Source organism: Leptothrix discophora (assembly GCF_030705305.1).
GTDB lineage: Bacteria > Pseudomonadota > Gammaproteobacteria > Burkholderiales > Burkholderiaceae_C > Sphaerotilus > Sphaerotilus discophorus.
In genome coordinates this window covers 315,138-340,827 of sequence record NZ_JAUZEE010000003.1, presented here as the reverse complement: position 1 = coordinate 340,827, position 25,690 = coordinate 315,138, and the positions used below count along the sequence as shown (strand labels likewise).

21 protein-coding genes and 1 tRNA gene are annotated in these 25,690 nt (G+C 71.1%); 11 read left to right on the top strand and 11 right to left on the bottom strand.

Going from position 1 to position 25,690, the window contains the following annotated elements; translation table 11 throughout:
• Window positions 1–15 precede the first annotated feature (15 nt).
• The 4 genes from Q8X39_RS07800 to Q8X39_RS07785 all read left to right on the top strand — a co-directional run bounded on the left by Q8X39_RS07800 (window position 16) and on the right by Q8X39_RS07785 (window position 8,624).
• Complete coding sequence (locus tag Q8X39_RS07800) at window positions 16–972, top strand: alpha-E domain-containing protein (RefSeq protein ID WP_305749084.1); 957 nt, start codon at window positions 16–18, stop codon at window positions 970–972.
• Window positions 973–1,024: 52 nt separating this feature from the next.
• Entirely contained in the window at window positions 1,025–4,549 is a 3,525-nt protein-coding gene (locus Q8X39_RS07795; RefSeq protein WP_305749083.1) for a transglutaminase family protein, read from the top strand.
• A gap of 110 nt (window positions 4,550–4,659) precedes the next feature.
• Window positions 4,660–7,509 carry a circularly permuted type 2 ATP-grasp protein gene (locus Q8X39_RS07790; protein WP_305749082.1) on the top strand — a complete coding sequence of 950 codons (2,850 nt, stop codon included), beginning with the start codon at window positions 4,660–4,662 and terminating at the stop codon, window positions 7,507–7,509.
• 8 nt (window positions 7,510–7,517) lie between these two features.
• Window positions 7,518–8,624, top strand: a complete 1,107-nt coding sequence (locus Q8X39_RS07785; protein WP_305749081.1) for a transglutaminase family protein — start codon at window positions 7,518–7,520, stop codon at window positions 8,622–8,624.
• On the opposite strand, the gene Q8X39_RS07780 is transcribed toward Q8X39_RS07785, so the two are convergent.
• Complete coding sequence (locus Q8X39_RS07780; protein WP_305749080.1) at window positions 8,608–9,315, bottom strand: glutathione S-transferase N-terminal domain-containing protein; 708 nt, start codon at window positions 9,313–9,315, stop codon at window positions 8,608–8,610. The two genes, Q8X39_RS07785 and Q8X39_RS07780, sit on opposite strands and share 17 nt — an antisense overlap.
• A gap of 52 nt (window positions 9,316–9,367) precedes the next feature.
• Here Q8X39_RS07780 and Q8X39_RS07775 point away from each other — a divergent pair, with 52 nt between their 5' ends.
• Complete coding sequence (locus tag Q8X39_RS07775; RefSeq protein WP_305749079.1) at window positions 9,368–10,270, top strand: hypothetical protein; 903 nt, start codon at window positions 9,368–9,370, stop codon at window positions 10,268–10,270.
• 57 nt (window positions 10,271–10,327) lie between these two features.
• Here the strand turns inward: Q8X39_RS07775 and Q8X39_RS07770 are convergent, their stop codons facing one another.
• From Q8X39_RS07770 to lptF, 6 genes are read right to left on the bottom strand one after another with little or no spacing between them, the layout of a single operon-like run.
• Entirely contained in the window at window positions 10,328–11,032 is a 705-nt protein-coding gene (locus Q8X39_RS07770) for a Crp/Fnr family transcriptional regulator (RefSeq protein WP_305749078.1), read from the bottom strand.
• Between the two features lie 20 nt (window positions 11,033–11,052).
• Window positions 11,053–12,240, bottom strand: coding sequence for a pyridoxal phosphate-dependent aminotransferase (locus Q8X39_RS07765; protein ID WP_305749077.1), 1,188 nt, complete (start codon window positions 12,238–12,240; stop codon window positions 11,053–11,055).
• A gap of 31 nt (window positions 12,241–12,271) precedes the next feature.
• Entirely contained in the window at window positions 12,272–13,237 is a 966-nt protein-coding gene (locus Q8X39_RS07760; protein WP_305749076.1) for a CysB family HTH-type transcriptional regulator, read from the bottom strand.
• A complete protein-coding gene (locus tag Q8X39_RS07755) occupies window positions 13,234–13,617 on the bottom strand; it encodes a sirohydrochlorin chelatase (RefSeq protein ID WP_305749075.1) in 384 nt (127 codons plus the stop codon). The genes Q8X39_RS07760 and Q8X39_RS07755 overlap by 4 nt, the downstream gene beginning before the upstream one ends.
• Window positions 13,618–13,673: 56 nt before the next feature.
• Window positions 13,674–14,780, bottom strand: coding sequence for an LPS export ABC transporter permease LptG (gene lptG / locus Q8X39_RS07750; protein WP_305749074.1), 1,107 nt, complete (start codon window positions 14,778–14,780; stop codon window positions 13,674–13,676).
• A gap of 16 nt (window positions 14,781–14,796) precedes the next feature.
• The gene (gene lptF, locus Q8X39_RS07745; protein ID WP_305749073.1) at window positions 14,797–15,873 is read right to left on the bottom strand and encodes an LPS export ABC transporter permease LptF; all 1,077 of its coding nucleotides are present in this window, start codon (window positions 15,871–15,873) and stop codon (window positions 14,797–14,799) included.
• 27 nt (window positions 15,874–15,900) lie between these two features.
• Between lptF and Q8X39_RS07740 the strand changes: the two genes are divergently transcribed.
• The 6 genes from Q8X39_RS07740 to Q8X39_RS07715 all read left to right on the top strand — a co-directional run bounded on the left by Q8X39_RS07740 (window position 15,901) and on the right by Q8X39_RS07715 (window position 20,224).
• A complete protein-coding gene (locus Q8X39_RS07740; RefSeq protein ID WP_305749072.1) occupies window positions 15,901–17,391 on the top strand; it encodes a leucyl aminopeptidase in 1,491 nt (496 codons plus the stop codon).
• Window positions 17,392–17,432: 41 nt separating this feature from the next.
• Complete coding sequence (locus tag Q8X39_RS07735) at window positions 17,433–17,876, top strand: DNA polymerase III subunit chi (protein WP_305749071.1); 444 nt, start codon at window positions 17,433–17,435, stop codon at window positions 17,874–17,876.
• A 1-nt stretch (window position 17,877) separates the two neighbouring features.
• Window positions 17,878–18,288 carry a hypothetical protein gene (locus tag Q8X39_RS07730; protein ID WP_305749070.1) on the top strand — a complete coding sequence of 137 codons (411 nt, stop codon included), beginning with the start codon at window positions 17,878–17,880 and terminating at the stop codon, window positions 18,286–18,288.
• A gap of 119 nt (window positions 18,289–18,407) precedes the next feature.
• Entirely contained in the window at window positions 18,408–19,601 is a 1,194-nt protein-coding gene (locus tag Q8X39_RS07725; protein WP_305749069.1) for a branched-chain amino acid ABC transporter substrate-binding protein, read from the top strand.
• Between the two features lie 111 nt (window positions 19,602–19,712).
• A tRNA-Ser gene (locus Q8X39_RS07720) sits at window positions 19,713–19,802 on the top strand.
• A 149-nt stretch (window positions 19,803–19,951) separates the two neighbouring features.
• Complete coding sequence (locus Q8X39_RS07715; protein ID WP_305749068.1) at window positions 19,952–20,224, top strand: type II toxin-antitoxin system HicB family antitoxin; 273 nt, start codon at window positions 19,952–19,954, stop codon at window positions 20,222–20,224.
• Window positions 20,225–20,263: 39 nt separating this feature from the next.
• On the opposite strand, the gene Q8X39_RS07710 is transcribed toward Q8X39_RS07715, so the two are convergent.
• The 4 genes from Q8X39_RS07710 to Q8X39_RS07695 are packed head-to-tail and all read right to left on the bottom strand — an operon-like array spanning window position 20,264 to window position 25,600.
• Window positions 20,264–20,890 carry a YitT family protein gene (locus Q8X39_RS07710; RefSeq protein ID WP_305749067.1) on the bottom strand — a complete coding sequence of 209 codons (627 nt, stop codon included), beginning with the start codon at window positions 20,888–20,890 and terminating at the stop codon, window positions 20,264–20,266.
• A complete protein-coding gene (locus Q8X39_RS07705; RefSeq protein ID WP_305749066.1) occupies window positions 20,887–22,845 on the bottom strand; it encodes a bifunctional chorismate-binding protein/class IV aminotransferase in 1,959 nt (652 codons plus the stop codon). Before Q8X39_RS07705 ends, Q8X39_RS07710 begins: the two co-directional genes overlap by 4 nt.
• A complete protein-coding gene (gene recJ / locus Q8X39_RS07700) occupies window positions 22,842–24,593 on the bottom strand; it encodes a single-stranded-DNA-specific exonuclease RecJ (RefSeq protein WP_305749065.1) in 1,752 nt (583 codons plus the stop codon). Before recJ ends, Q8X39_RS07705 begins: the two co-directional genes overlap by 4 nt.
• Window positions 24,593–25,600: a hypothetical protein gene (locus Q8X39_RS07695; RefSeq protein ID WP_305749064.1), complete on the bottom strand. Its 1,008-nt coding sequence runs from the start codon at window positions 25,598–25,600 to the stop codon at window positions 24,593–24,595. The genes recJ and Q8X39_RS07695 overlap by 1 nt, the downstream gene beginning before the upstream one ends.
• Window positions 25,601–25,690 lie beyond the last annotated feature (90 nt).

Here is a 25,690-nt window from a genome sequence, read left to right as displayed (position 1 = left end):
CCAAGGATCATCCCCATGCTGTCGAGAACCGCCGATCACCTCTTCTGGATGTCGCGCTACATGGAGCGCGCCGAGAACACCGCCCGCATGCTGGACGTCAACTACCAGACCTCGCTGCTGCCGCAATCGGCTGCCGTCAGCGAACTGGGCTGGCGCGGCCTGCTGAGCATCTCCGAACTCAGCGGCGACTACGGTGCGCGCTACGGCGCCGTCGACGGCCGCAAGGTCATGGACTTCATGCTGCGCGACGAGCGCAACCCGTCGTCGATCTTCTGCTGCCTGCGCGCGGCCCGCGAGAACGCGCGCGCGGTGCGCGGCGCGCTGACCACCGAGGTCTGGGAGACCACCAACCAGACCTGGCTGGAGTTCAACCGCCTGCTGCGCGAGAAGTCCTTCGACCGCGACCCGTCGGCCGTGTTCGAGTGGGTCAAGTTCCGCTCGCACCTGTCGCGCGGCGTGCAGGTCGGCACCATGCTGCAGGACGAGGCGCTGCACTTCGTGCGCATCGGCACTTTCCTGGAGCGGGCCGACAACACCGCGCGGCTGCTGGACGTCAAGTTCCACGCCGTCGAGAGCGACTTCTACGGCGCGGCCGATGCCCGCGACCTCGAATACGACTTCTATCACTGGACCGCGATCCTGCGGTCGGTCTCCGGCTTCGAGGTCTACCGCAAGGTCTACCGCAACGTGATCCAGCCGGAGAAGGTCGCCGAGCTGCTGATCCTGCGGCCTGACATGCCGCGCTCGCTGGCGGCCTGCACGCACGAGGTGACGATCAACCTCGCGCTGGTGGCCAACGAGCAGTCCGCCGAGACCCTGCGCCGCGCCGGCCGCCTGCAGGCCGACCTGCAGTTCGGCCGCATCGACGAGATCCTGGCCACCGGCCTGCATGCCTACCTGACCCAGTTCCTCGACCGCGTCGGCGACCTGGGTGCGGGCATCAGCCGCGATTTCCTGGTGTCGGCGCACTGAGCGTCGTCAGTCTTTCCCTCTTCCGTTTTTCTTTCCTAGTCAGGGCCAGCCAGTGTCCATTCATGTCGCGCTGAATCACGTCACCCACTACAAGTACGACCGCCGCGTCAGCCTCTCGCCGCAGGTCGTGCGGCTGCGTCCGGCACCGCATTGCCGCACGCCGATCCTGAGCTATTCGCTGCGGGTCGAGCCGGTCGGCCACTTCGTGAACTGGCAGCAGGACCCGTTCTCGAACTACCAGGCCCGGCTGGTCTTCCCGGACCAGACCACCGAGTTCAAGGTCACCGTCGACCTGGTGGCCGAGATGTCGGTCTTCAACCCGTTCGACTTCTTCCTCGAACCCGGTGCCGAGACCTTTCCCTTCAGCTATGACGAGGCCCTGGCCGACGAGCTGGCGCCCTACCGCGTCCCGGCCCCGGCCACGCCGCTGCTGCAGGCCTTCCTCGACGGCGTGCCGCGCGAGGAGATGCGCACCATCGACTTCCTCGTCTGGATCAACCAGAAGCTCCAGCAGGACATCGCCTACACGATCCGGCTGGAGCCGGGCGTGCAGACGCCCGAGGAGACGCTGAGCAAGCGCAGCGGCTCCTGCCGTGACACCGGCTGGCTGCTGGTCGAATCGCTGCGCCACCTGGGCCTGGCCGCGCGCTTCGTCTCGGGCTACCTGATCCAGCTCAAGCCGGACGTCGAGGCGCTCGACGGGCCGAGCGGCTCGGAGGTCGACTTCACCGACCTGCACGCCTGGTGCGAGGTCTACCTGCCGGGCGCGGGCTGGATCGGCCTGGACCCGACCTCCGGCCTGCTGGCCGGCGAGGGCCACATCCCGGTCGCCTGCACGCCGCAGCCGTCCAGCGCCGCGCCGATCAGCGGCGCGGTCGACGAGTGCGAGGTCGAGTTCGGCCACCTGATGCAGGTCACCCGCATCCACGAGTCGCCGCGCGTCACCAAGCCCTACACCGAGGACCAGTGGCAGAAGGTGCTGGCGCTGGGCGAGCGGGTCGATGCCGACCTCGTCGCCGGCGACGTGCGCCTGACCATGGGCGGCGAGCCGACCTTCGTGTCGGTCGAGGACCGCGACGGTGCCGAATGGAACACCGATGCGCTCGGCCCGACCAAGCGCATCTATGCCCAGGAGCTGGTGCAGCGCCTGCGCGACCACTACGGCCACGGCGGCTTCCTGCACTTCGGCCAGGGCAAGTGGTATCCGGGCGAACAGCTGCCGCGCTGGGCCCTGTCGATCTACTGGCGCGAGGACGGCCAGCCCTGCTGGCACGACCCCAGCCTGTTCGCCGATGAGCGCGATGCCCACGCCTACACCGCCGAGGACGCGAAGCGCTTCATCACGCACCTGACGGGCAAGCTGTCCCTGCCCGACGACTACATCCAGACCGGCTACGAGGACACCTGGTACTACCTGTGGCGCGAACGTCGCCTGCCGGTCAATGTCGACCCCTTCGACAGCCGGCTGGAGGACGAGCTGGAGCGCTCGCGCCTGCGCCGCATCTTCACGCAGGGCCTGGAGGCGCCGATCGGCTACGTGCTGCCGCTCAAGCGCGAGGGCGCACCCGGCCTGGCCGGCTCGCACTGGGTGACCGGTCCGTGGTTCTTCCGCGACGAGCGCATGTACCTGTTCCCCGGCGACTCGCCGATGGGCTACCGGCTGCCGCTGGACTCGCTGCCCTGGGTCGCCTCGCATGAGTTCCCCTACCTGATCGAGCAGGATCCGTTCGCCGACCGCAGCGCGCTGCCGGCGGCCGCGCGGCTGCGCAGCCAGTACGCCTCGCACGTCATCGGCGGCGGCTTCGCCGAAGGTGGCGTGGTGGCGCGGCAGGGCCAGGTGGCGCCGGGCGAATACGGCGACGGCGAGCCGGGCTGGCCGGCCGAGGGCGACGCTGCCTTCCCCGGCAGCGCGACCACCGGCCCCGGTCGGTCCGCCGCCCGCGCGCCGCTGCGCAGCCTGACCAGCGAGGAACTGGCCAAGGCGCCCGAGCGCTTCCAGTCGGCCTACTGGATCACCCGCACCGCGCTGTGCGTGGAAGCGCGTGACCCGCGCCGCGCCAACGGCCCGAAGGCCGAGAAGGTCGGCGAGGCCAGCGGCGTGCTCTACGTCTTCATGCCGCCGTTCCAGCATCTGGAGGACTACCTCGACCTGCTCGCGGCGGTCGAATCCACCGCGTCCGACCTGGGCGTGAAGATCGTGCTGGAGGGCTACCCGCCGCCGCGCGACCCGCGCCTGAAGATGCTGCAGGTCACGCCGGACCCCGGCGTCATCGAGGTCAACATCCATCCGGCCCACAACTGGGGCGAGCTGGTCGAGCACACCGAGTTCCTCTACGACGCGGCCTGGAAGACCCGGCTGTCGACCGAGAAGTTCATGCTCGATGGCCGCCACACCGGCACCGGCGGCGGCAACCACTTCGTGCTCGGCGGCGCCACGCCGGCGGATTCGCCCTTCCTGCGCCGGCCCGACCTGCTGGCCTCGCTGCTGACCTACTGGCACAACCACCCGAGCCTGAGCTACCTGTTCAGCGGCATGTTCATCGGCCCGACCAGCCAGGCCCCACGCGTCGACGAGGCCCGCAACGACCAGGTCTACGAGCTGGAGATCGCGCTGGCCGAGATCGAGCGCAACAAGCACGTCTACGGTGGCGAGATGCCGCCCTGGCTGGTCGACCGCACGCTGCGCAACGTGCTGATCGACGTCACCGGCAACACGCACCGCAGCGAGTTCTGCATCGACAAGCTCTATTCGCCCGACAGCTCGACCGGCCGGCTGGGCCTGCTGGAGCTGCGCGCCTTCGAGATGCCGCCGCATGCGCGCATGAGCATCGTCCAGCAGCTGCTGCTGCGCGCGCTGGTGGCGCGCTTCTGGGCCGAGCCCTACCGCGCGCCGCTGGTGCGCTGGGGCACCGAACTGCACGACCGCTACCTGCTGCCGACCTTCGTGCAGATGGACTTCGAGGACGTCATCGACGAGATGGCGCTGGCCGGCTTCGGCTTCGAGGCCGACTGGTTCGCGCCGCACTTCGAGTTCCGCTTCCCCAAGGTCGGCGAGCTGAGCGCGCGCGGCGTCCACCTGAGCCTGCGCAACGCGCTGGAGCCGTGGCACGTGATGGGCGAGGAAGGCTCGCCGGGCGGCACGGTGCGCTATGTCGACTCGTCGCTGGAGCGCATCGAGGTCAAGGTGACCGGCCTGGTCGACCCGCGCCACGTCGTGACGGTCAACGGCGAGCCGCTGGCGCTGCAGCCGACCGGCCGGGTCGGCGAGTTCGTCGGCGGGGTGCGCTACCGCGCCTGGCAGCCGAGTTCGGCGCTGCACCCGACCATCGGCGTGCATGCGCCGCTGACCTTCGACCTGGTCGACAGCTGGATGAAGCGCTCGCTGGGCGGTTGCCAGTACCACGTCGCCCACCCGGGCGGCCGCAGCTACGAGACCTTCCCGGTCAACTCCTACGAGGCCGAGAGCCGCCGTCTCGCGCGCTTCTTCACGATGGGCCACACGCCCGGACGGCTGGAGGTCGCGCCGGCCGAGCGCAGCCTGGAGTTCCCGTTCACGCGCGACCTGCGGCGGCATTGAACCCGCGTCGATCCAGCCCTGAACCAGATCCACACGCGCGTTCGTCGCGCGTGTCGAGCCCAGGCCTGCCCGCATGACCGGGGCGGCGGCCGCGAGGCATCATGCCGCCCATGCAACCGAGCCTCCTGTCCGACGACGATCTGCCCGACCCCGCCGCGCTCGCCGCGGCGGCGGCCGGCCGTGGCACGCCGGGCCACTATGACGAACTGCGTGGTGCGCTGAGCACCGCGGAGCACAGGGCCGAGCGGCTCGGCGAGAGGGCCGGCGCGGCGGCGCCCGAGTCCGCACCGACCTCTGTCGAGTCGGAGCCAGCCGGGCCCGACGACGAACCCGGCGACACAGCCGACGACCCATCCGTCGACACAGCCGACGACACAGCTGCCGACCCATCCGACGCGGAAGACGACCCGCCCGTCGCGCGTCGTCCGCATGGTCTCGCGCCGGTCTGGCAGAACTTCTTCACCAGCACCGGCCTGGACGGCTGGCAGGACCTGCCGGCCCGCCATGCCCGCGTGCAGCGCCGCGTGCGCGACGACGGCGCGACCTACAACGTCTACGCCAACGGCGGCCACAGCGAGCGCACCTGGCCGCTGGAGATGCTGCCGCTGGTGATCTCCGCGCCGGAGTGGGCCCGCATCGAGCGCGGCGTGCGCCAGCGCGCGCGCATGCTGGAAGCGGCGCTGGCCGACATCTACGGCCCGCAGAACCTGCTGCACGAGGGCGTGCTGCCGGCCTCGCTGGTGCTGGCCCATCCGCAGTACCTGCGGCCCATGCACGGCGTCAAGCCGGCCGGCGGCGCCTGGCTGCACCTGCTGGCGATCGACCTGGCGCGCGGCCCGGACGGCCACTGGTGGGTGGTGGACCGGCGCACCCAGGCCCCGTCCGGCCTGGGCTACCTGCTGGAGAACCGGCTGATCATCGCCCAGCAGTTCCCGGAGGCCTTCCGCGACCTGAAGGTGCAGCGCGTCGCATCGGCCTTCCGGGCCCTGATGGACGGCCTGATGCGCTCCAGCCCGGCCGGCGAGCGTTCGCGCATCGCGCTGCTGACGCCAGGGCCGCGCAACGAGACCTACTTCGAGCATGTCTTCCTGGCCCGCTACCTCGGCGTGAGCCTGGTGGAGGGATCGGACCTGACGGTGCGCGACCAGCGCCTCTACCTCAAGACCCTGCACGGCCTGGAGCGCGTTCACGTGCTGCTGCGCCGGGTCGACGACGAGTGGCTGGACCCGCTGGAGCTGCGCCCCGAATCGGCGCTGGGCGTGCCCGGCCTGCTGCAGGCGGTGCGCGCTGGCGAGGTCGTGCTGGCCAACGCGCCCGGCGCCGGCGTGCTGGAGACGCCCGGCCTGACCGCCTTCTGGCCCGGCGTGGCGCGACGCCTGCTGGGCGAGGAGCTGAAGCTGCCCGCGACCACCAGCTGGTGGTGCGGCGAGGCCAGCGTCTGGGCCGCCAGCCGCGACCGGCTGGCCGACTACGTGATCGTGCCGACCTTCCCGGCCGGGCCGGTGACGCAGGGCTTCGAGCCGGTGCTCGGCAGCGAGCTGGACGCCGCCAGCCTGCGCGCCTGGCAGGCCCGCATCGATGCCAACCCGTCGGCCTACACCCTGATGGGCCGGGTACGGCCGTCGGAGATGCCGGTCTGGCGCGACGGCCGGCTCGAACCGCGCCCGGTCGTGCTGCGGGTCTACGCGATGAGCGACGGCGAGGGTGGCTGGTGCGTGTTGCCGGGCGGCCTGAGCCGGGTCGGCTCGCGGACCGGCCACGTGGCGGCGGCGACGAACAAACTGGCATCGCCGTCGGCCTCGGTGTCGTCGGCGTCATCCTCCAAGGGCGGTGCCGACGTCTACCTGTCGATCCAGCTGGGCAGCGCCAGCACCGACACCTGGGTGCTGACCGATGGCGAGGTCGATCCGACCAGCCTGCTGCCGCGCCCGCTCGCGCCGATCGAGCTGGCGCACTGGCACCGCGTCATCACCAGCCGCTCGGCCGAGAACCTGTTCTGGCTCGGCCGCTACACCGAGCGGGCCGAGAACACCGTGCGGCTGGCCCGGCTCGCCCTCGAAGGCCTGCCGGGTTCGAGCACGCCGGTGCTGCGCGTGCTGCATGCGCTGCTGCTGCGCCACGGCCTGATCGGCCCGGGCGTGCCGTCGCCGGCACTGCCGTCGGCCCAGGCCGGCCGGATGTTCGAGCGCGCGCTGGTGCGCGGCCTGGGCGATCCGGCCGCCGGCCCCAGCGTGGCCTGGAACCTGCGCGCGCTGCGCGGCTGCGCCGAGGCCCTGCGCGAGCGGCTGTCGACCGAGCACTGGGCCATGATCCAGGAGCTCGAACAGCGCTTCAGCGCCGACATGGCCGAGGTCCTGGCCGCCGAGCGCCACGAGCCGCTGTCGGACGTGCTGGCCGTGCTGGCCGGCGCGATGACCCGCCTGAGCGCCGTCACCGGCGCGCAGACCGACCGCATGACGCGCGACGACGGCTGGCGCCTGCTGAGCGTCGGCCGCCAGATCGAGCGCCTGGACATGCTGGCTCATGCCTTGAGCCTGTGCTTTGAGCACGGCCTGGCCGACCTGGACGATGGTTTCGCGCTGATGCTGGGCCTGTTCGAGAGCACGATCACCTACCGCGCGAACTTCCAGGCCCGCCGCGAGGTGCTGCCGCTGGTCCACCTGCTGGTGCTGGACACCGACAACCCGCGCTCGCTGGCCTGGGTCGCCCGGACCATGCGCGACCGCCTGCGCAAGCTGGCCCGCCACGATCCGGTCTGGGCCGAGGCAACCGCCGAGGGCCTGCCGCAACCGGGCCAGTGGTCCCTGGAGGTCCTGGCCCGGGCCGACGAGGCCGGCCGGCATGCCGCGCTGATCGAGGCCCTGCGGACCTGCAGCGCCGCCGCGCTGGCGCTGTCCAGCGAGATCAGCCAGCACCTGTTCTCGCACGTCGGCTCGGCCGACCGGGCGGTGTGGCAATGAACCGCCCCTTGTCCATCACCCCCCAGCCGGCGGTGGCCCGCACGCTGCGTGTCCACCACGAGACCCGCTACGACCACGACCTGCCGGTCGAGCTGGCCCACCACGTCGCCTACCTGCGCCCGCGTGACACCGATGTCCAGCGCGTGCGCGACTGGTCGCTGCACATCAGCCCCTGGCCCGACGGCGTCGATGCCCAGGCTGCCGCGCGGCTGGATCAGGAACTCGACGAGGCCGGCCAAGGCGTGCCGATGCAGGCCGACAGTGGCCTGGGCGAGGCGCTCGATCCGGCGCCGGGCGTGCAGCTCAGCGTCGATCCGTGGGGCAACTGGCGCGCGGTGTTCTCGCACGCGCGGGTGCATCGCCGGCTGGTCGTCGGCGCCCGCTTCATGGCCGACCTGTCGGCCCCGCCGGGGCTGCGCCCGCATGCCAGCCCGGCCTGGGAACGGGTCGCGCAACGCCTGCGCTACCAGCCTGGCCAGGCCTTCGACGAGGCGGTCGAGTTCATGCTGCCGTCCTGGTTCGCGCCGCGTGATCCGGCGCTGGCCCGGCTGGCTGGCGAGGTCTTCCTGCCGGGCACGCCCCTGCTGTCGGGCGCGCTGGCGCTGATGCACCTGGTCCATCGCCGCTTCGAGTACCGCCCGGCGGCGACCTCGGTGGCGACCCGCGCGACCGATGCGCTGGCCCAACGGCGCGGCGTCTGCCAGGACTTCGCCCACGTGATGATCGGTGCGATGCGCTCGATCGGCCTGGCCGCGCGCTACGTCAGCGGCTACCTGCTGACCCAGCCGCCGCCTGGCCAGCCCCGGCTGGTCGGCGCCGATGCCTCGCATGCCTGGGTGTCGGTCTGGTGCCCCGTGCATGGCTGGGTGGCACTGGACCCGACCAACGCGGTCACCGTCGGGCTGGACCACGTCACGCTGGCCTGGGGCCGTGACTACGGTGACGTCGCACCGCTGCGCGGCGTGATCCGCGGCGGCGGTGGCGCCGAGCCGCGGGTGTCGGTGACGGTGGAGCCGATCGAGGCCGCTGTGGTCGATCCCGATGCGGATGCCGATGACGACGACGACGGCGACGATGCGCCGCCGCCGGCCGGTCGCCTCAGCGCGTCGGCCTGACCGACTGCTGCACCTGCGAGGCACCGAACAGGATCTCGCGGGCGCGGTCGTCGGTGATCGGCTTGCGCTGGTCGGCCAGGACCTCGACCGCCCGCTGCACCGCCGGGCGCTTGCCGATCTCGTCGTACCAGCCCTTCAGGTGCGGGAAGTCGGACCAATCGATGCCCTGGTTCTTCCAGGACCGCAGCCAGGGCCAGATCGCCATGTCGGCGATCGAATACCCGGGCCCGCCGATGTAGGTCGACTTCGCCAGCCGCTTGTTCATCACGCCGTACAGGCGCTTCGCCTCGTTGGTGTAGCGCTCGATGGCGTAGGGCACCTTCTCGGGTGCGTAGATGCGGAAATGGTGCGCCTGCCCCAGCATCGGCCCGACGCCGCCCATCTGGAACATCAGCCACTGCAGCACCTCGTACTTGCCGGCCGTGCTGGCCGGCAGGAAGCGGCCGGTCTTGCCGGCGAGGTAGAGCAGGATGGCACCGGACTCGAACAGCGAGATCGCTTCGCCCTCGGGGCCGTCAGGGTCCGTGATCGCGGGGATCTTGTTGTTCGGGCTGATGGCGAGAAAATCCGCCGCGAACTGCTCGCCCTTGCCGATGTCCACCGCATGCACCCGGTAGGGCAGCCCGCACTCCTCCAGCATGATGTGCACCTTGTGACCGTTGGGCGTTGCCCACGAATACAGTTCAATCATGGTGTTCTCTGGTCGATAAGGAAGTGGGGAACCCACTTTATTCGATATCGCCATGTTCGAAGCCTTCTCACGCCTGCTGCGGGAATCCCGCCTGCGACCCTGGATCTCGCGCGACACGCGCCTGTTGCGCGACTGGGCGCGCGAGCGTGGCGCCCTCTACAAGGTGCCGCGCCAGGGCCATGGCTGCGTGATCGAGAACTGCAGCCGCCACTTCCCGGCCCGGCTCGAATGGGGCGACAGCCAGCGCGACTACATCCGTGGCGCCGAGTTGCGCCTGCGCCTGGAGCCCGGCCTGCCCGAATCCTTCGAGGTCCTGGTGATGACGCGCACTCTGGCCGAACGGCTGGAGCAGCAGGCCTTCAAGCAGCTCACGCGTGGCACCCAGACCGGCATCGACGCGACCATGCCCGAGGAGGCGCGCTGGCTGGCGATGTTCGAGCCGATCACGCTCGACGATGCCGAGTTTGGCCACCATTTCGTGCTGCTGGCCGCCTCCCGATCGGCCGCCCGTGCCTGGGTCGAGGGTGATCTGGCGGCGCGGCTGCTGCGGGCCCGCGACAAGTGGCTGGGTGCCGACACGGCCTTCGTGATGATGGCCCTGCGCGGCCGTCTGCTGCTGCGCTGCGAGGCCCGCAACCTCGACGAGTCGGTGCTCGACGGCCTGTGCCTGGTGGCCGAGAACGCCGCCAGCCATGCCCAGCAGGCGGCCCGCCGGGGCGGCCGGGTCGATCCGGCGACGCCCCGCCGCGGCGTGGTCGGCAACGCGCTGGGCGTGACCCACCTCCGCTCGCTGGACGAGCCGCTGCCGACCGGCGAGGTCACCGCGATGGTCCCGGACCCCGGTCCGCTGTCCAACCTGATGACGCCTACCGAACTGGGCGACGCCACCGGCATGGTCACCGGCGACACGCCCGGGCGCGAGCCGGACCGGCCGGGGCAGAAGACGCGGCGTTGACGGGTCGCCGATCAGCCGCCGAACGGCCGCCAATCGGTCGCCGACCGGCCGCCCCGCTCAGCGGTCCATGATGGCCGAGAGCTTCTCGCGCGACAGCACCACCAGCCGGGTCGGTTCGACCCGCAGCGCGCCCTCGCGCTCGAAGCCCTTGAGCTCCTGGTTGACGCGCTGGCGCGAGGCGCCGACCAGGTGCGCAAGGTCTTCCTGGGCCAGTTGCAGCCCGATGCGGATCTCGTCGCCCTCGACCTGGCCGTAGCTGCGCGCGAGCATCAGCACCTGTCGGGCCAGCCGGGCCGCCAGCGGGCGCGAGTTGATGTCCTCGAGGTTCGCGAACATCAGCCGCAGGCGTCGGCAGTTCAGCCGCAGCAGGGCCTCGTAGAGCTCGATGTGGCGCGACAGCAGGCCCTGGAACTCGGGCTTGCGCACCACCAGCAGCGTGGTCTCGCCATGCGTCACGGCATCGTGGGTGCGCGGCAGGCCGTCGAACAGCGCGATGTCGCCGAACCAGCTGCCCGGTTCGACATAGGTCAGGGTGATCTGCTTGCCGCCCAGCGAGACCATGCCGATGCGCACCGCGCCGCTGGCCACGCCCATCCACTCGTTGGGCTCGCCACCGCGGGTGGTGATCTGCATGCCGTCGCGGTAGCGGCGGATCGAGGCGTGGGCCAGGATGTCGTCGCGCAGCGGCGCGGACAGGCTGGCGAACCAGCGGCCCTCGTCGATCTGGCGGCGTTCTTCCGGGGTCAGGATCTGGCTGGTCATGGTGGAACTCCGGACCGCGCTCAGGTCAGCCGCTCGGCCAGCCGTGCCAGCGCGCGGTCCAGCGTCTCGTCGCGCTTGGCGAAGCAGAGCCGGGCGATCTGCTGGTTGAAGCCGTCCTGGTAGAAGGCGCTGAGCGGGATGGCGGCGACGCCGACCTCGGTGGTCAGCCAGCGGCAGAACGCGTTCTCGTCCAGCGCGGCGATCGGGCCGGGCAGGCCGCTGTAGTCGACGCTCTGGAAGTAGGTGCCCTCGCAGGGCAGCAGGCGCAGCGCGGTGCCGGCCAGGCCGGCGCGGAAGCGGTCGCGCTTGCGCTGGTAGAAGCCGGCCAGGTCGAGGTAGGGCCGCGGGTCGGCCATGTAGCGCGCCAGCGCGTGCTGCATCGGCGTGTTGACGGTGAAGACGTTGAACTGGTGGACCTTGCGGAACTCGGCCATCAGCGCGGCCGGCGCCGCCGCATAGGCGACCTTCCAGCCGGTCACGTGGTAGGTCTTGCCGAAGCTGGAGATCAGCACGCTGCGCGCGGCCAGCTCGGGGTGGCGCGCAACGCTCTGGTGCGCCACGCCGTCGTAGGCCATGTGCTCGTAGACCTCGTCGGCGATCAGCACGATCGGGGTGTCGCGCAGCAGCGCGGCGAGCTGGGCCATCTCGGCCTCGGTCCAGACCGTGCCGCTGGGGTTGTGCGGCGTGTTGACGATCAGGGCCCGGGTGCGCGGCGTGATCGCGGCGGCGATGCGCTCGAAGTCGGGCCGGAAGGTACCCGGCGTGAGCGGCACGCGCACGGTGCGTGCGCCGGCCATCTCGATGCTGGGTCCGTAGCTGTCGTAGGCCGGCTCCAGCACGATGACCTCGTCGCCCGGCTGCGTCAGGGCCAGCACGGCGGTCAGGATGGCCTGGGTCGCGCCGGCGGTGATGGTGATCTCGCTGCCCGGGTCGTAGGCGGTGCCGTAGAGCGTGGCGATCTTGGCGGCGACGGCCTCGCGCAGGGCCGGCAGGCCGGCCATCGGCGGGTACTGGTTGTGGCCGGCGTCGAGCGCGTCCTTGACCGCCTGCATCAGCGCCGGGTCGCCGTCGAAGTCGGGGAAGCCCTGGCCCAGGTTGACCGCGCCGGTCTCGCTGGCCAGCGCCGACATGACGGTGAAGATGGTGGTGCCGACGGCCGGCAGGCGGCTGGCGGGCTGGGCGAGGGCGGCGGGCAGGGCGAGGGTCATGGTCAGTCGTTGGGAAGGATCGATGCGGGGATCACATGGCGTCCGACGCGGCGTCGCCGCCGGTCGGGCCGTGCATCGCGCGCTCGATCAGCGCGCGGTTCAGGCGCTCGGACAGCAGCTCGGCGAAGGCGAAGACGAAATGGCGCAGGTAGGCGCCGCGCTTGAAGGCGATGCGCGCGACGTTGGCGCCGAACAGGTGGCCCAGCGGCATCGCGACCAGCTCGCCACCGGGGGCGCACATCGGGTCGTCGCGCACGGCCATCTCGGCGACGATGCCCACGCCCAGGCCGAGCCGGACGTAGGTCTTGATGACGTCCGAGTCGATCGCCTCGAGCGCGATCTGCGGCTTCAGGCCGCGCTGCTCGAAGGCCGCGTCGATGCGGCCACGGCCGGTGAAGGACGGGTGATAGGAGATCAGCGGGTGGCGCACCAGATGCTCCAGCCCGATGCGCTCAAGCTGGGTCAGCGGGTGGTCGGCCGGCATCACCGCGACGTGGCGCCATTCGTAGCAGGGCAGGGTGACGAGGTCGTCGTACTGCGTCAGGCGCTCGGTGGCCATGCCGATCTCGGCGGCGTCGTCCAGCACCATGCGCGCCACGTCGTCGGGCGTGCCCTGGTGCAGGCTGACGGCCACCTTGGGCCAGGCCGTGCGCAGCGCCGCGACCGGCGCGGGCAGCACGTAGCGGGCCTGCGTGTGGGTCGCCGCGATCGACAGCGTGCCGGCATCCTGGCGCGAGAAGTCCTCGCCGATGCGGCGCAGGTTGGCCAGCTCGCGCATGATGGCCTCGATCGATTGCAGCACCAGCTGGCCCGGCTCGGTCACCCGCTTCAGGCGCTTGCCGTGGCGCGCGAAGATGTCCACGCCGAGTTCTTCCTCCAGTTCGAGGATGGCCTTGGAGATGCCCGGCTGCGAGGTGTGCAACGCCTTGGCCGTTTCGGTCAGGTTGAGGTTGCGGCGCACCGCCTCCTGGACGAAACGGAACTGGTGCAGGTTCATGGCGCGGGCCTGTCCTGCGTGGCCAGTTCGAGCGCGGCCAGCGCGATCGCGCGGGTCACGACCTCGGTCTCGCCGATCGCCGGCGTGGTGCGCAGCGCCAGCCCGGGATGGGCCGCGCGCAGTTCCTCGATCAGCGCCGGCAGGTCACGCCGGACATGGCCGCCGGCGCCGAGGAACAGCGGCACCACGGTGATGTCGTCGCAGCCCTGCGCGCGCATCGTCGCGACCGCGTCCTTCAGGCCGGGCTGCATGAGTTCGAGGAAGGCCAGCGCGACGGCCTGTTGCGGCGCGGCCGCGCGCATCTGCGCGGCGATCGCCTCGAAGGGGCGGGCCCACGCGGGATCGCGGGCGCCGTGGGCAAACAGCAGGATGCCTTGCATCGTCGGGTCTCGAAGGAGCGGTGGGGCCGGCGGCCCGGAAGGCCGACGACCGGGGTTCATCGGTAGCGGACCAGCCAGCTGAAGGCGGCCATGGACAGCAGCAGGTAGATCGCGCTGGGTGCGCTGGCCGCGATCCACGGGGTCCAGTTGTTGAGCAGGCCCAGGTGGCCGCTGACGTTGTTGAGCAGCACGAAGCTGATGCCCAGCATGATGCCGCCGAAGACCATCAGGCCGATGCCGCCGCTGCGGCCATGCAGGTAGGCGAACGGCAGCGCCAGGCCCATCATCACCAGGCAGGCGAAGGGGTAGAGCGCCTTCTTCCAGAACTGGATCTCGTAGCGCTGCGCCGCCTGGTCATGGTCTTCCAGGTGGCTCATGTAGGTGTACAGCGCCATCGTCGTCATCGTGCGCAGCGGCAGCACGGCGGCGGCCACGACCGCGCGGGTCAGGCCGGAGTGCCAGATGAGCTCGTCGCGCACCTCGTCGTCGGCCAGCTTCGGCATGCGGTCGGCGGACCAGTGCGAGACCCGCACCTCGGACAAGGTCCAGTTGCCGTCCTCGTCGATGCGGGCCTCTTCGGCCTGGGTGCGCTGGCGCAGTTCGCCACGCGGTCCGAACTCGAAGATGCGGACCTGCTCGAGCGTGCCGTCGTCGCGGGCGGACAGGAAGTTGACGGTGTAGCGGTGCTCGCCGTCGGCGGTCATCGCGCTGTCCTTCAGCCAGGCACCGCCCTGGCCGACCGACAGCCGCCCCGACACGCTGGCCTGCAGCAGCGTCGCGCGTGTGTCGCACCAGGGCGCGACGAAGTCGCCGACCACGAAGGTCAGCGCCGCGAAGCACAGGCCCAGTCCGGCCAGGAGCTTGAGCGCCAGCCCGGGGCCGAGGCCGCCGGTGCGCAGGATGGTGAACTCCGACGAGTGCGCCAGTCGCGACAGCGCGTAGATCGCGCCGATCAGCACGGCGATCGGCGCCAGCTCGTAGACATGTCCCGGCACCTGCAGCAGGCAGCTCAGGCCCGCGTGCCACAGCGTGTAGCCATTGCGGCCGACCTGTTCGAGCTCGCCCATCAGGTCGATGAAGAAGAACAGGCCGAGGAAGGCCGCCATCACGAAGAGCGTGGCGCCGAGGATCTCGCGGTAGAGCAGGCGGCGGACGGTGCGCATGTCGGGACCTCCGTCTTCAGCGGCCACGCGTGGCGCGACCGCGCACGCGCCACCAGAACAGCGTCGCGGTGATCGTGGCCATGCCGCCATGCACCAGCAGCAGCGCGCCGGCCAGCGACAGCTTCCCGCTGCCGACCCAGGACTGGCTCAGGTTGACGACGTTGAAGTACACGATGAAGCCGAGCAGCGCCGACATCAGCGTCCAGGCGCTGCCGGTGCGCGCGCTGCCATTGGCCAGCGCGACCCCGAGGAAGACCAGGTTGACCCCGGCCAGCGCCATGCCGAAGCGCCAGGCCAGCTCGCCGAACGCACGCGGCTCGGCATCGCCGATCAGGTCGAGCGTGCTGCGGGCGGGCGGGCGCAGGCTGGCGTCCTGCTGGATCACGCGTTCCTCGATGCGGATGCTGTAGCTGTCGAAGCGGGAAATGGTGCGCGTGCTGCCCTGCAGGTCCAGGTCGGTGCGGGCACCGTCGCGCAGCACCAGCTCGCGCGCGCCGTCGCCGGTCAGCTCGATGCGACCGGCCAGTGCGCTGGTGACGGACTCGTGGTCCTTGCGCTGGTCGACGATGAAGATGTTGCGGCCGGTCGAGGCATCGGGCGACTGCTTGTCGATGAAGAAGACGCGCTGGCCGTTGCCGGAGATCTGGAACTGGCCCGGCGCCACGCGCGACAGGTCCGAGCGCTGCTCGTAGCGGGCGCGCAGTTCGAGGGCCTGGCGGTTCGCCCACGGCCAGGTCACCAGCAGCATCACCGCCACCATCGCCAGCACCGGCAGCGCGAAGCGCAGCACCGGTCGAAGGAAGCGCAACAGCGACACGCCGCTGGAGAACCAGACCGCCATCTCGCTGTCGCGGTAGAGCCGCGTCAGCGTCGAGACGATGGCCACGAACAGCGACAGGCAGAGGATGGTGGGCACGTGGCCCAGCCCGGTGTAGCCGAGCAGCAGCACGACGTCCTGCGGCGAGACCCGGCCGAGTGCGGCCTGGCCGAGCGTGCGGATCAGCATCATCGTCAGCACGATGGTCAGGATGACCGCGAGGGTGCCGCCGAAGCTGCGCGACAGCTCCTTGCGTAGGGTGGAATCGAATAACATCATTGCGTCTTGTGACTGCATGGAATTATGGACGTTCGAGCCCTGCCCCTCTCGCCCGAAGACTGGGCCGGACATGCCACCCCGGCGTGGCTGGTCGTCCTGCCTGCGGACCCCAAGACCTGGCGCGTGACCGGTGCCATCGCCGACCTCGCGCACGACGCCGTGCGCCACGGTGACCTCGAACTCAAGAACGCCAAGCTGCTCTACGTCCACCGGCCCGCCGGCCTCAAGGCGCAGCGGCTGGTGCTCGTGGTGGCCGATCTCGGCGCCAAGGCCTGGCGCGGCGCGGTGGCTGCGGGCCTCGCGGCGCTGAAGTCCAGCGGCGCGTCGGCCGTCGTGATCGGCTGGGCCGGGCCGGAAGCACTCGACGCCCAGCATGCCGAACTTGCGACGACGGCCTTCGCCGATGCGCTCTACACCTATCGCCACACCAAGCCCAGCGCACCGGCGGCGGCCGCGCTCGGTAAGCTCGCCCTCGCGCTGGACAAGACCGACAAGGCCCAGCTGGCCGAGGTCCGCGCGGGACTGGCCCGTGGCAAGGCCATCGCCGCGGGCGTGACGCTGGCGCGCGAGGTCGCCAACCGCCCTGGCAACCACTGCACGCCGACGCAGCTGGCCGCGCAGGCCCGCGCGCTGGCCGAGGAACACGGCCTGGGCATCGAGGTGCTCGACCGCAAGGCCATGGCACGGCTCGGCATGGGCGCGCTGCTGGCGGTGGCGCAGGGCTCCGACGAGCCGCCACAGTTCATCGTGCTGCGCTACGACGGTGCCGCCCGCAAGGCCGCGCCGATCGTGCTGGTCGGCAAGGGCATCACCTTCGACACCGGCGGCATCTCCATCAAGCCGGCGGCCGAGATGGACGAGATGAAGTTCGACATGGGCGGCGCCGCCAGCGTGCTCGGCACGATGCGTGCGGTGGCCGAGCTCAAGCCCAAGGTCAACCTGATCGGCGTCATCCCGACCTGCGAGAACATGCCCGACGGCCGCGCCGTCAAGCCGGGCGACGTGGTCACCAGCCTGTCGGGCCAGACCATCGAGATCCTCAACACCGACGCCGAAGGCCGCCTGATCCTGTGTGACGCGCTGACCTACGTCGAGCGCTTCAAGCCGGCCGCCGTGGTCGACATCGCGACGCTGACCGGCGCCTGCGTGATCGCGCTGGGCCATCAGCACAGCGGCCTGTTCAGTGCGGACGACGCGCTGGCCGAGAGCCTGCTCGGCGCGGGTCGTCGCAGCCTCGACAGCGCCTGGCGCATGCCGCTGGACGACGAGTACGCCGAAGGCCTCAAGAGCCACTTCGCCGACGTCGGCAACGTCGGCGGCCGGGCCGGCGGCGCGATCACGGCGGCGCTGTTCCTCAAGCGCTTCACCGCAGCCTACCGCTGGGCCCACCTGGACATCGCCGGCACGGCCTGGAAGAGCGGCGCGGCCAAGGGATCGACCGGTCGTCCGGTGCCGCTGCTGACCCACTTCGTGCTGGACCAGGCGGCGGGTTCGTCGCCGACCTCGGCCACCTGAGCGCCGGCCTGCACTTTCACCTCGCACCGCACCTTGACCTCATGGCCCTCGCAGCGGTTGCCTTCCACTTCAACGTGCCCGATCGGCGCGAGTACACCTGCCGTCTGCTGCGCAAGGCCTGGCGACAGGGCGCGCGGGTCGCGGTCACCGGTTCGTCCCACACGCTCGATGACCTCGACCGCTCGCTGTGGATCTTCGATGCGCTCGAGTTCGTGCCGCACTGGCGCGCTGCCAGCCCGGACCGTCTGCCCGCGCGCCTGCGCGAGCGCACGCCCATCGTGCTGCTGGATCAGCCCGGCCCGGAAGCCGGCCACGGCGTGCTGGTCAACCTGGGTCATGAGGTGCCCGAGCCGGCACCGCGCTTTGACCGTGTCATCGAGATCGTCGGCCTGGGCGACGAGGACCGTGCCCAGGCGCGTCTGCGCTGGCGCCACTACGCGCAGCTGGGCGTGACCATCGAGCGCCACGACGTGAAGTCGTCCTGACATGACCGCAGCCCTGCCGCCGCCGCCCAAACTGGTGCCCACGCTCACCGATGTGGTGGGCTTCTCGCTCGACGCCGAGACCGCGTCGGGCCAGGCGGTCGCCGTCGACGCGCCGGAGTCGTCGCCCCAGGCGCCACCGCGCAGCGCCGACGTGATGCAGCTGAGGCCGCTCCAGAATGCCGCGATGCCCGATGGCATCGATGAAAACGAGCTTGCGCAGCGCGTGCTCGCCGACGTCCAGCGCCAGATCGACCGCATGTTCGAGTACCGCATGCGCGAAAGCGTTGGCCCGGTCTTTGCGAGGTTGCTCGATGCCTTCCTGATCGAGACGCGCGAGGAACTCAACAAGACCTTGCACGACGTCGTGCGTCGCGCCGTCGCACAGGAACTGGCCCGTCACCGACCGCGCTGACACGCCATCCCGGCGGCGCGGCCGCAGCACCTCGATGGCCTTGTCATCTCAGTGTCTGCGCGTATTTCCCGGGCGCAACTGGTCCATTATCCTTACCGCTTCTATCAACGAGGGTTCACATGAATCGTTCCATTTTTGCTCTCTCCCTGGTCAGCGTTGCCATGCTCGCCGCCTGCGGCAAGAAGGAAGAAGCCGCTCCGGCAGCCGCCGCCGCTTCAGCAGCCCCGGCCGCCCCGGCCGCTGCCGTCGTCAAGATCGGCCACGTCGGCCCGACCAGTGGCGCGATCGCTCACCTCGGCAAGGACAACGAGAACGGCGCGCGCATGGCGATCGACGAACTCAATGCCAAGGGCGTGACGATTGGCGGCGCCAAGGTCACCTTCGAGCTGCTGGCCGAAGACGACGGCGCTGACCCGAAGCAAGGCACGGCAGCGGCCCAGAAGCTGGTCGACTCCAAGGTCGTCGGCGTGGTCGGCCACCTGAACTCGGGCACCTCGATCCCGGCCTCGAAGATCTACAGCGACGCCGGCATCCCGCAGGTCTCGCCCTCGGCCACCAACCCCAACTACACCCGTCAAGGCTTCAAGACCACCTTCCGCGTGGTCGCTGACGACGTGCACCTGGGTGGCACGCTCGGCAAGTACGCCATCGCCGAACTGAAGGGCAAGTCGATCGCCGTCATCGACGACCGCACGGCCTACGGGCAGGGCGTGGCCGACGGGTTCGAGAAGGGCGTTGCAGGCGCTGGCGGCAAGACCGTTGCCCGCGAGTTCACCAACGACAAGGCCACGGACTTCACCTCCATCCTGACCAAGATCAAGGCGTCCAAGCCGGACGTCGTCTTCTTCGGTGGCATGGACGCGGTGGCCGGTCCGATGATTCGCCAGATGAAGCAGCTGGGCATCAAGGCCAAGTTCATGGGCGGTGACGGCATCTGCACCGGCGAGCTGCCCAAGCTGTCCGGTGGCGCGATGGCCGACGGCCAGGTCGTGTGCGCGGAAGCCGGTGGCGTCGAAGGCGAGCAGAAGGTCGCTATGGACGACTTCAAGACCCGCTTCAAGGCCAAGTTCAACGCCGACGTGCAGATCTACGCCCCTTACGTCTACGACGCGACCAACGTGCTCGTGGCCGCGATGGTCAAGGCCGACTCGTCCGATCCGGCCAAGTACCTGCCGGTGCTGGCCCAGACGGCCGACTACAAGGGCGTGACCGGCGTCATCTCCTTCGACGAGAAGGGCGACATCAAGAACGGCGCGCTGACCCTGTACACCTACAAGGGCGGCGCCCGCGAACAGATCGCCGTCGTGCGCTGATCCAGCCCACCCGGTGTGACGCCGGCGCCGCAAGCCGCCGGCTCACCCGACCAGACGCCCGCCTCGCGCGGGCGTTTTCATGTTCTCTTCCGCTATACTTGCGGGCTTCGCGGAGAGGTGGATGAGCGGTTTAAGTCGCACGCCTGGAAAGCGTGTGTGGGTTAATCCCCACCGCGGGTTCGAATCCCGCCCTCTCCGCCAGCGATGACACGAAAAGCCCAAGTGATTGATCACTTGGGCATTTTTCATGGTCGGTCGCCCTGTTGTCCGAGCCGTGTGCGCCGGGCATGTGTGGTCGGTACCCGCCCCGAGTCATGTTTCATTAACTTGATGGATGTCAAAATTGACAAATGTCATTCATCACCTACCCCGTCGTCATCGACCTGCCCACCGACCAACATGGATGGGGCGTGGTCGTGCCCGATCTACCGGGCTGTTTTGCGGGGGGGGACTCGCTCGCCGAGGCCCTGGCTGCGGCGCGCAAGGCGGCGCGGCACTGGATCGAGACGGCGCGCGCCGATGGCCTGACGGTGCCGTCGCCCTCGTCGATCGAGGCGTTGCAGACGATGCCGGACTACCTCGGCTGGGTGGTGCGCACGATCGAGGTGGACACCTCGGCCTGAGCGGCGAACCGCTCGGCATTCGATCCGCCGGCGCGGGGTTCAGGACAGGCCGCGGTAGCGCCCCGGCTTGTGGTTCATCGCCAGCACCAGGTTGACCGCCACGGCGCCCAGCACCGACCAGGCGACCCGGGCGACATCGGTCGCGGCCAGCGCGCCTAGCACGATGCAGACGTCCACGCCCATCTGGAACTTGCCGGCGCGGACACCATGGCGCTCCTGCAGCCAGAGTGCCAGCACGCCGATGCCGCCGAGGCTGGCGCGGTGTCGGAACAGCACCAGCAGGGCGGTGCCCATCAGCACGCCGCCAGCGAGCGCCGCGTAGCCGGGTGCGACGCGGTCCAGTGCGATCCACTGCGGCGTGGCCTCGCTGAGCGCTGAGATCAGCGCGACCGCTGCCAGCGTGCGCAGCGCGAAGGCGCGGCCCAGGTGGCGCCAAGCCAGCCAGCCGAAGGGCAGGTTGATGATGAAGAACACCGCGCCGAGCGGCCAGCCGGTCCGGTAGTGCACCAGAAAGGCCAGGCCGGCCGTGCCGCCGGTGTAGAGGCCGACCTTCTGGAACAGGACCAGGCCCAGCGACATGAACAACGTGGCCGACAGCAGGGCCATGCCGTCTTCCAGCGGGCCGTGGCGCTGGTCCTCGTCGGCCAGTGCGGAGGGGTGGCTCATGCGTTGAGCCCCTGATCGCCCGCTTGCACCTCGACCCGCACCATCATCAGCCCGCGTAGGCTGTTGCAGACCGCGACGCACTCGGCCCGCAGCAGGTCGGCGCGCGTGATGTCGCGCTCGATCGGCGTGGGCGACAGCACGCAGCCGGGCTCGCCGGCCAGCACCGCCGCGCGCATCACGCCGGGCAGCAGCTGGCCGCGTGCCGGCGGGGTCAGCCACTGGCCGTTCAGGCGAATGAAGACGCTGCTGCGCGAGCCTTCGCTCAACCGACCGTCGGCGTCGAAGAACAGCAGGTCGAAGGCCCCGGCCAGCTCGGCCGTGTGCATGGCCGCGTCGTAGGCGCTGCGCCGTGAGGTCTTGTGGCCCAACAGCAGCGCTTCGGCGGGCGGGACCGGCTGATCGGTCAGCAGGACCCGCCGCGCGTTCGGCTTCAACGGCGCCAGCGCGCCGTGGCGAACGCTCAGGCTGCCGTCGGCCGACAGGTCGATGCGGACCCGATGCGGCGTGCGCGGCAGGGCCTGCAGCGTGGCGTGAAGCCGGGCGCGGACCGCCGTGTCGTCGAAGGTGTGGCCGAGTTGCGCGGCGCTGCGAGCCAGGCGCTCAAGGTGTGCGTCCAGCCGCAGCAGGCGACCGTCCTCGGCGCGCAGGGTCTCGAACAGCGTGAAGCCGGGGTCGTAGGCGGTCACGAAACGGGCCTTGAGCTGGACCTCCTCGGCCTCTGCGGTGGCGATGGAGTCCAGCACGATGCCCGCGCCGACGCCGAGCGTGGCCGGGCGGCGGCCGCCGTCGTCGGCCGACACCGGCGTGTCCAGCGTCAGCGTGCGGATGGCGACGTTCAGGCAGAAGGGACCGACCGCCAGGCCGCTGCCAGCCGGCGGCGCATCGACCCAGCCGATCGCGCCGCAGTAGAGGCCGCGCGGCTGCGGCTCGATGCGGGCGATCAGTTCCATCGTGTGGCGCTTGGGCGCACCGGTGATCGAGCCGCAGGGGAAGAGCGCGCGCAGCACGTCGGCCAGGCCGGTGGCGGGCGGCAGCTCGGCCTCGATGGTCGAGGTCATCTGCCAGACGGTGCGGTAGGGCTCGATCTCGAACAGCCGCGGCACCTTGACCGTGCCGGTGCGTGCGATGCGGCCGAGGTCGTTGCGCAGCAGGTCCACGATCATCAGGTTCTCGGCCCGGTTCTTCGGGTCGGACTGCAGCCGTTCGGGGCTCCAGGCATCGGCCAGCGGGTCGTCCTGCCGGGCGGCCGTGCCCTTCATCGGCTTGGTGGTCAGGATGCCGACAGGCCCGTGTTCATCGGCCTTCCCGCGCAGGTCATGGCGCACGAACAGCTCCGGCGAGCAGCTCAGCACCCAGCGGCCATCGGGCCGGTGGACCAGCGCGCCATAGGGCACCGGCTGGCGCTGGCGCAGGCGGCGGTAGAGCGCGCGCGGGTCGCCCCAGGCCTGGCCATGCAGGCGCACGGTGTGGTTGACCTGGTAGGTCTCGCCGGCGCGGATCCAGTCGTGGATGTGGCCGATCGCCGCGCTGTACGGCGCGCCGAAGGTGTGCTCGCCGTTCTCGCCCTGCCAGCGGCTGAAACCGGCCGGCAGGTCGGCCGCCTGTGTCGCCAGCCAGCGCGCGACGCCGTCGGCATCGAGCCGTTCGCAGCGATCGAACAGCAGCACGTTGAAGCTGCCGCCACGGGCCGGCGCCGCATGGGCCGAGTCGGCGAACTGCAGCCGCACGCCCCATTCGTAGTCGGCCAGCACGACCGCATGGGCGCCGGCGGCCAGTTCGCGCGCCAGCTCGGCGCAGACGGCGTCCAGCTCGGCCGGCTCGTGGCAGGCCAGCTCGCGGCGCAGCTGGGTGTACAGCCGGCTGGTCGGCGCGTCGGCCGTGGCATGGGCGTCGTCGAGCAGGACGAAGACGGGCAGGGCGACGACGGGCAAGGTCCTGGCGACGTCGGTGTTCATGCGATGCCCACCGCAATCGCGGCCTCGACCACCATCTGCACGCGCTGGCGGCCCTGGTATTCGTCGATGTTGAGGCGGTAGGCCAGCCGCACGCGGTTGGGCAGCGCGTCGGTGTGGCCGAACCAGATCGCGTCGCGCAGCGTGCCGGCGTGGCGAACGCTGAGCTTGAGGTGCTTCTCGCCGACCAGGCGCTGCTGGACCACGTCGACCTCGTCGGTGAACAGCGGCGCCTCGAAGGCCTGGCCCCAGACCTCGGCATCGAGCAGCCGCACCAGCGCCGGCTCGAAGGCGGCGGCATCCAGCGGGCCGTCGGTGGCCAGGCGGCGCTGCAGCGCGGCGGCGTCCAGCCATTCGGCGGCGACCTGCTGCAGCGCGGCCGCGAAGCGCTCGATGCCGTCGGCCGACAGCGTGCAGCCGGCGGCCATGGCATGGCCGCCGAACTTGCGCAGCAGCTCGGGCTCTCGCTTGGCGACCAGGTCCAGCGCATCGCGCAGGTGGAAGCCAGGGATGGAGCGGCCCGAGCCCTTGAGCAGCCCGTCGCCGCCGCGCGCGAAGACGAAGGTCGGGCGGTGCAGGCGTTCCTTGAGCCGGCCGGCGACGATGCCGACCACGCCCTCGTGGAAGTCCTCGTCGAACAGCACGAGCGCGGGCGGTGCCTCGCCGCGCGGCATCAGGCGTTCGAGCAGCCGTTCGGCCTGGTCCTTCATGCCCGACTCGACCTCGCGGCGCTCGCGGTTGATCGCGTCCAGCGCCTGCGCCAGCTCGGCCGCACGGCGCGGCTCATCGCACAGCAGGCAGGCGATGCCCAGGCTCATGTCGGCCAGCCGACCGGCCGCGTTCAGGCGCGGGCCGAGCGCGAAGCCGAAGTCTGCCGCGCTGGCCCGCGACGGGTCACGCCCGGCCGCCGCGAACAGCGCCGCGACGCCGGCCTGCATGCGCCCGGCGCGGATGCGCTTGAGGCCTTGCGCGACCAGCCGGCGGTTGTTCGCATCGAGCCGGACCACGTCGGCGACGGTGCCCAGCGCGACCAGGTCCAGCAGCGCGTCCAGGCGCGGCTGGCTGGCGGCGTCGAAGGCGCCGCGGTGGCGCAGCTCGGCGCGGGTCGCCAGCAGCACGTAGAACATCACGCCGACACCGGCGATGGCCTTGCTCGCGAAGCCGCAGCCGGGCTGGTTCGGGTTGACGATCACGTCGGCCTCGGGCAACACGACCCCGCCGCTGGCATCGCAGGCCGGCAGGTGGTGGTCGGTCACCAGCACGCGCAGGCCGCGCGAGCGTGCATGGGCCACGCCGGCCTGGCTGGCGATGCCGTTGTCGACGGTGATCAGCAGCTGCGGCCGGTCGGCCTCGGGGCGGTCCAGCGCCAGGTCGACGATGGTCGGCGTCAGGCCGTAGCCGTGCACCGCGCGGTCCGGGACGATCTGCTGCAGCGTGCCCGGTCGCGCGCCCAGCATGGCCAGGCCGCGCAGCGCGACCGCGCAGGCGGTGGCGCCGTCGCAGTCGTAGTCGGCCACGACGACCAGGCGCTGGCCGGCCTGCAGCGTGTCGGCCAGCAGCACGGCGGCCTCGCGCGCGCCGAGCAGCGCGTCGGGCGGCAGCAGGCGGGCCAGGCCGTCGTCCAGCTCGTCGGCGCTGCGGATGCCGCGGGCGGCGAACAGCCGCGCCAGCAGCGGGTGCACGCCAGCCTGTTCGAGCGCCCAGACGGCCCGCGGTGGCACGTCGCGGATGGCGATCTGCGGGTTGCTCATCACAGGTCCTTCAAGGTCTGGATGACCGCCAGCCCATCGGGCTTGGCGAGCCGTTCACGCAGCCCATGCCCCAGCCGCTGCCAGGCCCCGGCGCCGTCGAGCCGCCAGGTGCGCGCGCGGCGTTCGCCGCACAGGCTGACCGCGACGGGCTGGCCGTCCCGGGCCCGCGCCAGCAGCGCGGCCAGCGGGCCGGCGTCGAGCGCCTGCCAGGCGGCGACCCAGCCGGGCCAGTCGCCCGCCAGCAGGGTGGCGCGCAGGCGCTCGTCCAGCGTCACGCCGGGCAGGACGGCGCTGGCTTGCGCCGGGCCGCAGCCACTCAGCCAGAAGGAGTTGACGGTCCATTGCCGGGCCGCCTCGCGGGCCTCGTTGACCGGGTGTTCGTGCCACAGCATCTGGGCCTCGACCTGCAAGCGTCGGGCCCGACGGGCTTCGGGCGTCTTGCCCAGCCAGAGGTCCAGGCTGCGGCCGATGGCGCGGTCCGGCGAGGCCAGCGCCAGCGTCGCCAGGCTCGGGTGGCGCGCATACCAGCGCAGCGGCGCACCCCACAGCAGCTGCCAGCCCTCGGCCTCGAAGGACGGCCGCAGCCGCTCGAACAGCGTGCGTGACTCGGCCTCGGTCAAGGCCAGCTGGGCCGGGTCGATCAGGTTGACCGAGTCGCTGCCGACCTGCCAATGGACCGGCGTCACCAGGCCCCAGGGCAGCGGGTCACCGGGCACCACGTCCAGCCCGTCGGCGGCAGCGGCCTGCGCGGCCAGCGGCCACAGGCCGTCGCCGCCCTGCCAGCCGTGCAGGCGCGCGAGCAGGGTCTCGTGCGGTGCGCTGAGGGTGTATTCCTCGTCGCCGCGCTGGGCCTCGCCAAGGTGGCGGTCGGTGTCGTCGACCAGGCTCAGCCGGGCCAGCAGGCTTTGCAGCGTCGGCAGCCGCAGGGTGCCCAGGGCCGCCAGCGCGGCATCGGACAGGGCGCTCGCGTGGGGCAGGATCAGGTGAGGGGTCGGGTCGGCGTTCAAGGCGGGCAGGGGCGGCGGTCAGGGTTCGGGGAGCGGCGGGCGCTCGGGGATCGGGGCCGGGACAGGCAGGGTCCGGGCGGGCCGGATTAT

Coding starts and splice junctions, on each gene's coding strand:
- Q8X39_RS07765 (WP_305749077.1), bottom strand. CDS start 12,240: ATGACCCTCGCCCTGCCCGCCGCCCTCGCCCAGCCCGCCAGCCGCCTG.
- Q8X39_RS07740 (WP_305749072.1), top strand. CDS start 15,901: ATGGACGTTCGAGCCCTGCCCCTCTCGCCCGAAGACTGGGCCGGACAT.
- Q8X39_RS07770 (WP_305749078.1), bottom strand. CDS start 11,032: ATGACCAGCCAGATCCTGACCCCGGAAGAACGCCGCCAGATCGACGAG.
- Q8X39_RS07730 (WP_305749070.1), top strand. CDS start 17,878: ATGACCGCAGCCCTGCCGCCGCCGCCCAAACTGGTGCCCACGCTCACC.
- lptF (WP_305749073.1), bottom strand. CDS start 15,873: ATGTTATTCGATTCCACCCTACGCAAGGAGCTGTCGCGCAGCTTCGGC.
- Q8X39_RS07790 (WP_305749082.1), top strand. CDS start 4,660: ATGCAACCGAGCCTCCTGTCCGACGACGATCTGCCCGACCCCGCCGCG.
- Q8X39_RS07775 (WP_305749079.1), top strand. CDS start 9,368: ATGTTCGAAGCCTTCTCACGCCTGCTGCGGGAATCCCGCCTGCGACCC.
- Q8X39_RS07800 (WP_305749084.1), top strand. CDS start 16: ATGCTGTCGAGAACCGCCGATCACCTCTTCTGGATGTCGCGCTACATG.
- Q8X39_RS07705 (WP_305749066.1), bottom strand. CDS start 22,845: ATGAACACCGACGTCGCCAGGACCTTGCCCGTCGTCGCCCTGCCCGTC.
- recJ (WP_305749065.1), bottom strand. CDS start 24,593: ATGAGCAACCCGCAGATCGCCATCCGCGACGTGCCACCGCGGGCCGTC.
- Q8X39_RS07715 (WP_305749068.1), top strand. CDS start 19,952: ATGTCATTCATCACCTACCCCGTCGTCATCGACCTGCCCACCGACCAA.
- Q8X39_RS07725 (WP_305749069.1), top strand. CDS start 18,408: ATGAATCGTTCCATTTTTGCTCTCTCCCTGGTCAGCGTTGCCATGCTC.
- Q8X39_RS07780 (WP_305749080.1), bottom strand. CDS start 9,315: ATGATTGAACTGTATTCGTGGGCAACGCCCAACGGTCACAAGGTGCAC.
- Q8X39_RS07710 (WP_305749067.1), bottom strand. CDS start 20,890: ATGAGCCACCCCTCCGCACTGGCCGACGAGGACCAGCGCCACGGCCCG.
- lptG (WP_305749074.1), bottom strand. CDS start 14,780: ATGCGCACCGTCCGCCGCCTGCTCTACCGCGAGATCCTCGGCGCCACG.
- Q8X39_RS07755 (WP_305749075.1), bottom strand. CDS start 13,617: ATGCAAGGCATCCTGCTGTTTGCCCACGGCGCCCGCGATCCCGCGTGG.
- Q8X39_RS07760 (WP_305749076.1), bottom strand. CDS start 13,237: ATGAACCTGCACCAGTTCCGTTTCGTCCAGGAGGCGGTGCGCCGCAAC.
- Q8X39_RS07735 (WP_305749071.1), top strand. CDS start 17,433: ATGGCCCTCGCAGCGGTTGCCTTCCACTTCAACGTGCCCGATCGGCGC.